Raw genomic sequence first — 9,754 nt, forward strand, 5'->3', positions numbered from 1 at the left:
TAGGGACGCGCGGCCATGTCCGCCGCGCTTGCGGGAGCCGACAAGCCCATCGCCACTGCACCGATTGTACAAATAAGAAGCTTATTCATTGCCAGTCTCCCCAGGTTTCGTCCGCTTCTTATGTCCCCGAAGCGGCTGATCAGGCGCGAGGGCCCATATGAACTAAGTCCGAGGCAACCGTAGCTCTACGGAGCGGCAGAGTCCGTCTCCCAAATGCAACAATACCGGGGCAGTGCGAGTACCTATAACTTGCTGAATGTTAAGTTCTTTCTTCCATTTTTGGGAACCTACAAAGGTTCCAATCGACGTGTGCCTTTCCGCAACACATTTGGCCGATCGATCCCACGCCTTCAGATCTGTCTTCGCCAAGAACAAATCTGGAACGAACCGGAGGTCGATGCTATATGTGGGGATAACCGGAAGGGTGACGGCCTGATCGTCGTCCGCAAGTGTTCGGCGAGCGTATAGGGTCGCCTCAACAGGCACGGCGGAACGCGGGAGCGGACCGGCCTTCTTGAATTCAGTGGCATTCGGAGCGGAGAGCGGAGATGGCGGGAAGCGTCAACAAGGTCATTCTGGTTGGAAATCTCGGCAAGGATCCTGAAATCCGCCGCACCCAGGACGGGCGGCCGATCGCCAATCTGAGCGTCGCGACCTCGGAGACGTGGCGCGACAAGGCGACTGGCGAGCGCAAGGAAAAGACCGAGTGGCACCGCGTCGTGATCTTTAATGAAGGGCTCTGCAAGGTCGCCGAACAGTATCTGAAGAAGGGCGCCAAGATTTACGTCGAGGGTGCGCTCCAGACCCGCAAATGGACCGACCAGAGCGGTGTCGAAAAGTACTCGACCGAAGTCGTGCTGCAGGGGTTCAACTCGACCTTGACGATGCTGGACGGTCGTAGCGGCGGTGGCGGAGGCGGCAGCTTCGGCGACGAGCCGGGCGGCGATTTCGGCTCCTCCGGTCCGGTCAGCAGCGCGCCGCGGCGCCCTGTTGCCGCCGGCGGCGGTGGCCGCAACAGCGACATGGACGACGATATCCCGTTCTGAGCGATTCCGCTCCAAGAACGCGGCGCCTGCATGCGGACGCCCGGCCGGATGGGCGGCGCTTCTCATCTCATGTCAGAACATCCCACTAATCGACAGGACGGGCTCGGCATTTCCGGGCCCGCTTCATGTTTGGGGTGAGCTCGGATTGCGGCTTGGCAAACGCGCCGACGCGGCAAGCTCACCGCGCGGTTTTCCACGCGTGAGCGGCGATTTTGCAAGGCCGATGCGAGTGCTGTCCGAGACACCGCTCGCAAGGGCTTAAGTTGTTGGAAAAATAGGCGGAAAAAGCGCTTCCCAGAACGCCGCGAGGGTGGTTATCAGAGGCTCGATGCGCTATATGATTCCCAGATAAAACCTCACCGGATTTCCCCTTGGCTGACGACGACGACAAGCCCGGCGACCAGCCGGCGCAACCCTCGGATATTCGCCCCGTCTCCATCTTCGAGGAGATGAAGAAGTCCTATCTCGACTACGCCATGAGCGTGATCGTGGCGCGGGCGCTGCCTGACGCCCGCGATGGCCTGAAGCCGGTGCATCGCCGCATCCTGTACTCGATGAACGAGCAGGGGCACACGCCGGACAAGAAGTACGTCAAGTCCGCCCGCGTGGTCGGTGACGTCATCGGTAAATATCATCCGCATGGCGACCAGTCGATCTACGACGCCATGGTCCGGATGGCGCAGGACTTCTCCATGCGCGTGCCGCTGATCGACGGCCAGGGCAATTTCGGCTCGGTCGACGGCGATCCCCCGGCTGCCTATCGTTATACCGAAGCCCGATTGACGAAGGCGGCGCTGGCTCTGCTGGCCGACATCGACAAGGACACGGTCGACTTCCAGCCGAACTACGACAACAACGAGACCGAACCGTCGGTCTTGCCAGCCAAGTTCCCGAACCTTCTCGTCAACGGCGCCGGCGGCATCGCGGTCGGCATGGCGACCAACATCCCGCCGCACAATCTCGGCGAGGTCATCGACGCCTGCGTCGCGCTGATCGACAACCCCGCGCTCACCATCGACGAGCTCATCAACATCGTGCCGGGACCCGACTTCCCGACCGGCGGCGTCATCCTCGGACGGCAGGGCATCCGCGCCGCCTATCACCTCGGCCGCGGCTCGGTCATGATGCGCGGCAAGGTCGCGATCGAGACCATCCGCAAGGAGCGCGAGGCGATCATCATCACCGAGATTCCCTACCAGGTGAACAAGGCGACGATGGTCGAGCGCATCGCCGAGTTGGTCAAGGAAAAGAAGATCGAGGGCATCGGCGACCTGCGCGATGAATCCGATCGCGACGGCTACCGCGTCGTCATCGAATTGAAGCGCGACGCCGTGCCGGATGTGGTGCTCAATCAGCTCTACAGGTTCACGCCGCTGCAGACGAGCTTCGGCGTCAACATGGTGGCGCTCGACAGCGGCCGTCCACGGGTCATGCACCTGAAGGACCTGCTGGCGATCTTCGTCGACTTCCGCGAGCGGGTCGTCACGCGGCGCACCAAGTTCCTGCTCGCCAAGGCCCGAGATCGCGCCCATGTTTTGGTCGGTCTCGCCATCGCAGTCGCCAATATCGACGAGATGATCCGCGTCATCCGGACCTCGCCCGACCCGACCACCGCCCGCGACACCCTGATGTCGCGCGACTGGCCGGCCCGGGACGTCGAGGACATGCTGACGCTTATCGACGATCCGCGCCACCGCATCAGCGAGAACGGCACGATCCGGCTGTCGATGGAGCAGGCGAGGGCCATTCTCGATCTGCGCCTGCAACGCCTCACCGCACTCGGCCGCGACGAAATCCGCGAGGAGCTCGACAAGCTCGCCGGCGAGATCGCCGACTATCTCGACATCCTGCGCTCGCGCGACCGCGTGCTGGGCATCATCAAGTCCGAGCTCGCCGAAGTGAAGGCCGAGTTCGCAACCCCGCGCCGCACCGTCATCATCGAGCAGGAAGGTGAGGTCGAGGACGAGGACCTGATCCAGCGCGAGGACATGGTCGTCACCGTCTCGCACGCCGGCTACGTCAAGCGCGTGCCGCTGTCGGCCTACCGGGCCCAGCGCCGCGGCGGCAAGGGCCGCGCCGGCATGCAGACCCGCGATGAGGATTTTGTCAGCCGGCTGTTCGTGGCGTCCACGCATACTCCGATGCTGTTCTTCTCCTCGCGCGGACAGGTCTACAAGATCAAAGTCTGGCGCCTGCCGATGGCCGCGCCGAATGCGCGCGGCAAGGCGCTGATCAACATCCTGCCGCTGGAGCAGGGCGAGCGCATCACCACCATCATGCCGCTGCCGGAGGACGAGTCCACCTGGGGCAATCTCGACGTGATGTTCGCCACGACAGGCGGCAACGTCCGGCGCAACAAGCTGTCCGACTTCGTCGATGTCCGCCGCTCCGGCATCATCGCGATGAAGCTCGACGACAACGAAGCGATCGTCGACGTGCAGATCTGCACCGAGCACGACGACGTGCTTTTGACCGGCGCCGGCGGCCAGTGCATCCGCTTCCCCGTGACCGACGTGCGCGTGTTCACCGGCCGCACCTCGATGGGCGTGCGCGGCATTGCGCTTGCCGAGGGCGACAAGGTGATCTCGCTGGCGATCCTGCGCCACGTCGAGACGACGTCCGATGAGCGCTCGGCGTACCTGAAGATGCGTCGTGCGGTCGCCGGCGAAGCTGCGGCCGAGGAGCCGGCGGCGGACGCCGAGGCCGAGGAGACCTCCGGCAGCTTCCAACTCGCCCAGGAGCGTTACGTCGAGATGTCAGCGCAGGAGCAGGTCGTGCTGACCGTGTCCGTCAACGGTTACGGCAAGCGGACGTCGTCCTACGAGTACCGCACCACGGGCCGCGGCGGCAAAGGCATCGTCGCCATGAGCGTCAACAACCGCAACGGCAACCTCGTAGCGTCGTTCCCCGTGGAGGATGCTGATCAAATCATGCTGGTTACCGACAAGGGCCAGCTGATCCGCTGCCCGGTCGAAGGCATCCGCGTCGCCGGCCGCTCGACCCAGGGCGTGATCGTGTTCGACACCGCGGAGGACGAACACGTCGTCTCGGTCGAGCACATCACGGAAGAGGCCGAGAGCGGAAACGGGGCGAATGGGGAGTCGAACGGGGAGTGATGCGTCACCCCCTAGCCCGGATGGAGCGCAAGCGAAATCCGGGTTCTTCATTCGGACGGCTGTCCCGGATTGAGTTGTGCTCGATCCGGATACTTCACTGACCAGCTAAATCTCCAGCTCCGTGCCGAATTCCACCACCTGCTTGGTCGGTACGCCGAAGAACGCGGCGGAGCGTTCGGCGTTGCGTTGCAGGAAGGCGAACACGGTTTCGCGCCAGACCCACATGCCCGGCACGTCCTCGCGCGGGATGATGGTCTCGCGGCCGACGTAATAGGTGATGTCGGAGAGATCGATGCCGGGCAGCTTGCCGTGGCGGCAGGCGAAGGTCAGCCCTTCGTAAATCGTCGGGTTCTGCATGAAGCCGTAATGCAGAACGACGCGGGTAATGCCGGGAATGATCTCGATCACCTCGATGCGGTCTTCGTCGGCGATGTGAGGAAGCTCCTCGATCAGCACGGTGACCAGGACGATGCGCTCGTGCAGCACGTGGTTGTGCTTGACGAACTGGGTCAGTGCCAGCGGCACGCCGCGCGGCGCCGAGGCCAGGAACACGGCGGTGCCGGGGAGTCTGGCGCTGCACTGGTTGACCGCGGTCTCGATCAGATCCTCCTCGGGCTGGCGCAGCTTCGCGCGTGCGGCTTCGACGAGCTTCACGCCGCTGCGCCAGGTCAGCATCAGGAAGGCGACGAAGCCCGCCAGCATCAGCGGAAACCAGCCGCCCTCGAACAGCTTGATCGAATTGGCCGAGAAGAAGATCAAATCGATCACGAAGAAGAAGCCGTTCACGGCAACCACGAGCCACGGTGAATAGCCCCACTGGATCGCGACCAGGGCGGCGAGCAGCGTGGTGATCGCCATCAATAGCGACACCGCGATGCCGTAGGCGCCGGCCAGCGCCTCCGAGCTGCCGAAACTCAGCACGGCGCCGAGCGTTGCGGCGGCGAGCAGCCAGTTCACCAACGGCACGTAGATCTGACCGATCGCGTCGCTCGTGGTGTGACGGATCTGCATGCGCGGCAGGAAGCCGAGCTGGATCGACTGCTGCGTCAACGAGAACACGCCGGAGATGATGGCTTGCGAGGCGATCACGGTCGCGACCGCCGAGAACGCGACCAGCGGATAATGCAGGGCGTCAGGGCAGAGCTGGAAGAACGGATTTTCGATCATGGTGGGATCGGTGATCAGCAGCGCGGCCTGGCCGAAATAGTTCAGCACGAGCGCAGGCAGGCAGATCGCGAACCAGGCCAGCCGGATCGGCAGGCGGCCGAAATGCCCCATGTCGGCGTACATGGCTTCGCCGCCGGTCACCGCGAGGAAGGCGGCCCCCAGGATCGCGAAGGAGACATGAAAATCCTGATGGATCAGGAAGTCGAACGCATAGAGCGGGCTGAGCGCCGCCAGCACCGCCGGCGCCTTGACGATGCCGTGGATGCCGAGCGCTGCCAGCACGAAGAACCAGGCCAGCATCACCGGTCCGAAGATGCGGCCGATGAAGCCGGTGCCCTGCTTCTGCATCATGAACAGTCCGATCAGGATGACGACGGTCACGGGCACAACCGCCGGCGCGAGCGAGGGTGCGTCGACCTTCAGACCTTCGATGGCTGAGAGCACGGAGATGGCCGGCGTGATCGCGCCGTCCCCGTACAGTAGCGCGGCGCCGACGAGGCCGACGACCAGCAAATGCGCGCGCCAGGTACCGGGTTGAGCGTTGCGGGCATGCAGCAAGGCCAGCAGCGCGACGATGCCGCCTTCGCCGCGGTTATCCGCACGCAGAATCAACAGCGCATATTTCAGTGAGATGATCAGCAACAGCGCCCAGAGGATCAGCGAGGCGACGCCCAGAACGGCATCGTTCGTCAAAGTGCCGCCATGGGCGGCGGCCTTGGCGGCTTCCTTCAGGGCGTAGAGGGGGCTGGTGCCGATATCGCCATAGACCACCCCGAGGGCGCCCATGGTCATGGCAATCGGCAGTGGATCAGGTTGATGGCCGGAGGCGACTGCAGGCGTACTGGACAATGGCGACCCCCCGATGGGATCGCGCCCGACGGGTCATTCCGACGGGCGCGAGCATCAGGCAGTGTGCGACGGGACGTCGCAAATATCCATGGGGTATATCTTTGGGGTTTATCTTGAGAGTTAGCTGACGCGAAACTGACAGACCCCCACTACGGAGTACGGTTGGCAGTCACAAGGCGAGCCTCGCGGATGTTGGCTTTGGTGCCGGCCTGGCGGAGGCAGGACGCTTCGAAATTCGGCCAGGCCTGCTGCGAGCAGTCCTTGCCGACGGTGCGGATATCGAGCCGGTCGCTCTTGGCAAGCGGCTGCGGCACGCTCGCCTCGACGGTGGGGGCGAAGCCGGGCAGGAGCGTGAGGGTGGCAGCAACACACGCAGAAATGGCGATCGCCGAAAGAGCCTTGATCATGACAGTCCCCTGTGATGCGGCCGCTACGCCCAGTGTGCGGCCCGTCGTTCGTTGGCTGGATTAGTAACCATGGCCAGTTTCCGGACGTCTTCGCGAACGCGGGAAATGGTTTCGTTCGCGCTCCGTTTTGTGTCGTGGCCGCCCTTAGGACGAAACAATTCGGCGCATTCCGACACGCTTCTGCGGAAAAACCGCCAGGGAACTTGACCGGCTTGCCGGGCCGGGCAGGGCGCGGTAGGACGTGGCCATGCCGCGCATTGCCTTCTATCCAGGTTCCTTCGACCCCATCACCAACGGCCATCTGGACGTGGTCCGGCACAGCGTGTCGCTGTGCGACAGGCTTGTTGTCGCGATCGGGGTGCACCCCGGCAAGAAGCCTCTGTTCTCGACCGAGGAGCGGCTGAAGATGCTCCATGACGTCTGCGGGCCGGTGGCCGCCCAGGCCGGCTGCTTGCTCGAGGCCGTGACGTTTGACGATCTGTCGGTGACCTCGGCGCGCAAGCACGGTGCCACGATCATGATTCGGGGCCTGCGCGACGGCACCGACCTCGACTTCGAGATGCAGCTCGCCGGCATGAACGAGGCCATGGCGCCCGAGGTGCATACGATCTTCCTGCCGGCCTCTCCCATGGTCCGCCCGATCACCGCCACTTTGGTGCGCCAGATCGCTGCCATGGGCGGGGATGTCTCGGCCTTCGTTCCGCCGCTGGTTGCGGCCCAGCTCAAGGCAAAATTCGCCTGATAACGGCGGGTTTCCTTTCTCATCTCTGATCCGGAGTTGTCATGATCCGAATTCTCGCAGTTCTTGCCGCGGTTCTGTTCGCGGTGCCGGCCTTCGCGCAAGCCTTGCCGGCCGGCCTCGACAAGGCCAACGCCATCGTCATCGACTCCACCAAGGGCCGCATCGTCATCAAGCTCCGGCCGGACCTTGCGCCCCAGCACGCCGAGCGCATCAAGCAGCTCGCGCGCGAGGGTTTTTACAACAACGTGCCGTTCCACCGCGTCATGGATGGCTTCATGGCGCAGACCGGCGACGGTCAGAACTTCAATGGCACCGGCGGCTCGAAATATCCGAACCTGAAGCAGGAATTCTCGAAGGTGCATTTTGCGCGCGGCATCGTCGGCATGGCCCGGCGCGGCGACAGCGTCGACACCGCAAATTCGCAGTTCTTCATCATGTTTGCCGACGGCGGCAGCCTCGACAACCAGTACACCGTGATCGGCGAGGTCGTGCAGGGCATGGACGTCGTCGACAAGCTGAAGAAGGCGCCTCCCGGATCGAGCGGCGGCACCGTCACCGACCCCGACAAGATGGTGAAGGTGCAGGTCGCTTCCGACATCAAGTAGGAGCGGCGATGGCGCGCTGCGGTGGCAAGCTCCTGCTGGTTGCCGCGGTGCTGCTGCTCGGCGTCCCGGGCGCGGTCGCCGAGGACGCACAGGTCAACACCATCCAGGACATCTTCCGGCATTTGCGCACCTGCTGGAAGCCGCCGCCCGCCGCCAGGGCCCGCCCGATCGACATCACCGTCGTGGTGAGCTTCAACCGGGCTGGAAACATTCTGGGCCATCCGAGGATTACCTATGAATCCGCGGAGGCTTCCGACAATGACCGGCTGCAATACCGGGTCGCGGTGATGGAGGCATTGCAACGCTGCACGCCGATGCCATTTACCGATGCGATGGCCGGCGCCGCTGCGGGGCGTCCGTTCGCGATCCAGTTTCGCAACCGCAAGTCTTCACCTGACAGGACTTCACCCCCAACCCAAGAGAGACGAGCATGAGCGCCACCGAAAACACACTGATCCTCGAGACCACGCAGGGCCCCGTCACCATCGAGATGCGGCCTGATCTGGCGCCCGGCCACGTCGCACGCATCAAGGAACTCGTGCGCGAAGGCTTCTACGACGGCATCGTGTTCCATCGCGTGATCGACGGCTTCATGGCGCAGACCGGCTGCCCCCAGGGCACCGGCACCGGCGGCTCCGGCCAGAAGCTGAAGGCCGAGTTCAACAAGGAGCCGCATGTGCGCGGCACCACCTCGATGGCGCGCGCCGCCAGCCCGGATTCCGGCGATAGCCAGTTCTTCATCTGCTTCGACGATGCCCGCTTCCTCGACAACCAGTACACGGTGTGGGGCAAGGTCACCGAAGGCATGGAGAACGTCGACAAGATCAAGCGTGGCGAGCCCGTGCAGAACCCCGACAAGATCGTCAAGGCGCGGATGGCGGCTGACGCGGCGTAGGCGTTCAACCCTCATGGTGAGGAGGCGCGTGGCGCCGTCTCGAACCATGAAGGCCGAGCTGCAGCAGCGGGGCCTTCATCCGTCGAGACGCGCGTTCCGCACCCCTCAGGATGAGGAGTGACTGTGCGGCCCTGAGTCCGAGATGCGCACCGACTTCTTCGATTTCGACCTGCCCGCCGAGCGCATCGCATTGCGCCCGGCGAGCCCGCGCGACTCCGCGAAGATGCTGGTCGTCGATCGCGGCACGCTGCGCGACCAAATCATCACCGACCTGCCGCAATGGCTGAAGCCGGGCGACCAGCTCGTCGTCAACGACACCAAGGTGATCGCGGCGCAATTAAAAGGCCGTCGCATCGGCCGCGAGACCGAGCCGAAGATCGAGGCAACGCTGATCAAGCGCCTCGACGGCTCGCGCTGGCAGGCGTTGGTGAAGCCTGCCAAGAAACTCATCGCCGGCGACCGCATCCGCTTCGGCAATGAGGGCAAGGTCTGCCTGCTCGGCCATCTCGACGCCGAGGTCGAGGCGAAGGGCGGGGAAGGCGAGGTGACGCTGTCATTTTCGTTTCACGGCCCGACGCTGGATCAAGCCATCGCCGATCTCGGCAGCCCGCCGCTGCCGCCCTACATCGCCTCGAAACGCACGCCTGATGATCAGGATCTCGCCGACTACCAGACCATGTTCGCTGTGAACGAAGGCGCCGTTGCCGCGCCGACAGCAGGCCTGCATTTCACCCCGGCGCTGGAGCAGGCGATGCACGCGCGCGGCGTCGGCATCAATCGCGTCACGCTGCATGTCGGGGCAGGGACCTTCCTGCCGGTGAAGGTGGACGACACCGAAGGCCACAAGATGCATGCCGAGTGGGGTACGCTGTCGTCCGAGACGGCGGAGCGGCTCAACACGGCGCGCAAGAACGGCGGCCGTATCAT

9 protein-coding genes are annotated in these 9,754 nt (G+C 64.1%); 7 read left to right on the plus strand and 2 right to left on the minus strand.

The features are described from left to right. The first annotated feature begins 548 nt into the window (after nucleotides 1-548). Together IVB32_RS11640 and gyrA are read left to right on the plus strand one after the other, a co-directional pair. On the plus strand, nucleotides 549-1,046 hold the full coding sequence (locus tag IVB32_RS11640; RefSeq protein WP_007590726.1) for a single-stranded DNA-binding protein: 498 nt from the start codon (nucleotides 549-551) through the stop codon (nucleotides 1,044-1,046). 371 nt (nucleotides 1,047-1,417) lie between these two features. Further along, complete coding sequence (gene gyrA, locus IVB32_RS11645) at nucleotides 1,418-4,162, plus strand: DNA gyrase subunit A (protein WP_085353167.1); 2,745 nt, start codon at nucleotides 1,418-1,420, stop codon at nucleotides 4,160-4,162. 105 nt (nucleotides 4,163-4,267) lie between these two features. Here the strand turns inward: gyrA and IVB32_RS11650 are convergent, their stop codons facing one another. After that, nucleotides 4,268-6,121, minus strand: coding sequence for a KUP/HAK/KT family potassium transporter (locus IVB32_RS11650; RefSeq protein ID WP_085353166.1), 1,854 nt, complete (start codon nucleotides 6,119-6,121; stop codon nucleotides 4,268-4,270). A gap of 206 nt (nucleotides 6,122-6,327) precedes the next feature. Next, nucleotides 6,328-6,585 carry a hypothetical protein gene (locus IVB32_RS11655; protein ID WP_018457991.1) on the minus strand — a complete coding sequence of 86 codons (258 nt, stop codon included), beginning with the start codon at nucleotides 6,583-6,585 and terminating at the stop codon, nucleotides 6,328-6,330. A gap of 247 nt (nucleotides 6,586-6,832) precedes the next feature. Here IVB32_RS11655 and coaD point away from each other — a divergent pair, with 247 nt between their 5' ends. From coaD to IVB32_RS11680, 5 genes are all read left to right on the plus strand, one after another. Next, entirely contained in the window at nucleotides 6,833-7,327 is a 495-nt protein-coding gene (coaD, locus tag IVB32_RS11660) for a pantetheine-phosphate adenylyltransferase (protein ID WP_204511274.1), read from the plus strand. Between the two features lie 41 nt (nucleotides 7,328-7,368). Beyond that, a complete protein-coding gene (locus tag IVB32_RS11665) occupies nucleotides 7,369-7,932 on the plus strand; it encodes a peptidylprolyl isomerase (protein ID WP_018457989.1) in 564 nt (187 codons plus the stop codon). A gap of 8 nt (nucleotides 7,933-7,940) precedes the next feature. Then, on the plus strand, nucleotides 7,941-8,366 hold the full coding sequence (locus IVB32_RS11670; RefSeq protein ID WP_018457988.1) for a hypothetical protein: 426 nt from the start codon (nucleotides 7,941-7,943) through the stop codon (nucleotides 8,364-8,366). Further along, nucleotides 8,363-8,827: a peptidylprolyl isomerase gene (locus IVB32_RS11675; RefSeq protein WP_018457987.1), complete on the plus strand. Its 465-nt coding sequence runs from the start codon at nucleotides 8,363-8,365 to the stop codon at nucleotides 8,825-8,827. The genes IVB32_RS11670 and IVB32_RS11675 overlap by 4 nt, the downstream gene beginning before the upstream one ends. Nucleotides 8,828-8,969: 142 nt before the next feature. After that, the coding region (locus IVB32_RS11680) for an S-adenosylmethionine:tRNA ribosyltransferase-isomerase (protein WP_247410392.1) at nucleotides 8,970-9,754 on the plus strand (785 nt) is incomplete at its 3' end.

This window comes from Bradyrhizobium sp. 23, from assembly GCF_023073295.1.
Taxonomy (GTDB): Bacteria; Pseudomonadota; Alphaproteobacteria; order Rhizobiales; family Xanthobacteraceae; genus Bradyrhizobium; species Bradyrhizobium canariense_D.

Excerpts from the sequence above, each read along its gene's own strand:
- IVB32_RS11640 (WP_007590726.1), top strand. The coding sequence starts at position 549 with ATGGCGGGAAGCGTCAACAAGGTCATTCTGGTTGGAAATCTCGGCAAG.
- IVB32_RS11650 (WP_085353166.1), bottom strand. The coding sequence starts at position 6,121 with ATGACCATGGGCGCCCTCGGGGTGGTCTATGGCGATATCGGCACCAGC.
- IVB32_RS11655 (WP_018457991.1), bottom strand. The coding sequence starts at position 6,585 with ATGATCAAGGCTCTTTCGGCGATCGCCATTTCTGCGTGTGTTGCTGCC.
- coaD (WP_204511274.1), top strand. The coding sequence starts at position 6,833 with ATGCCGCGCATTGCCTTCTATCCAGGTTCCTTCGACCCCATCACCAAC.
- IVB32_RS11665 (WP_018457989.1), top strand. The coding sequence starts at position 7,369 with ATGATCCGAATTCTCGCAGTTCTTGCCGCGGTTCTGTTCGCGGTGCCG.
- IVB32_RS11670 (WP_018457988.1), top strand. The coding sequence starts at position 7,941 with ATGGCGCGCTGCGGTGGCAAGCTCCTGCTGGTTGCCGCGGTGCTGCTG.
- IVB32_RS11675 (WP_018457987.1), top strand. The coding sequence starts at position 8,363 with ATGAGCGCCACCGAAAACACACTGATCCTCGAGACCACGCAGGGCCCC.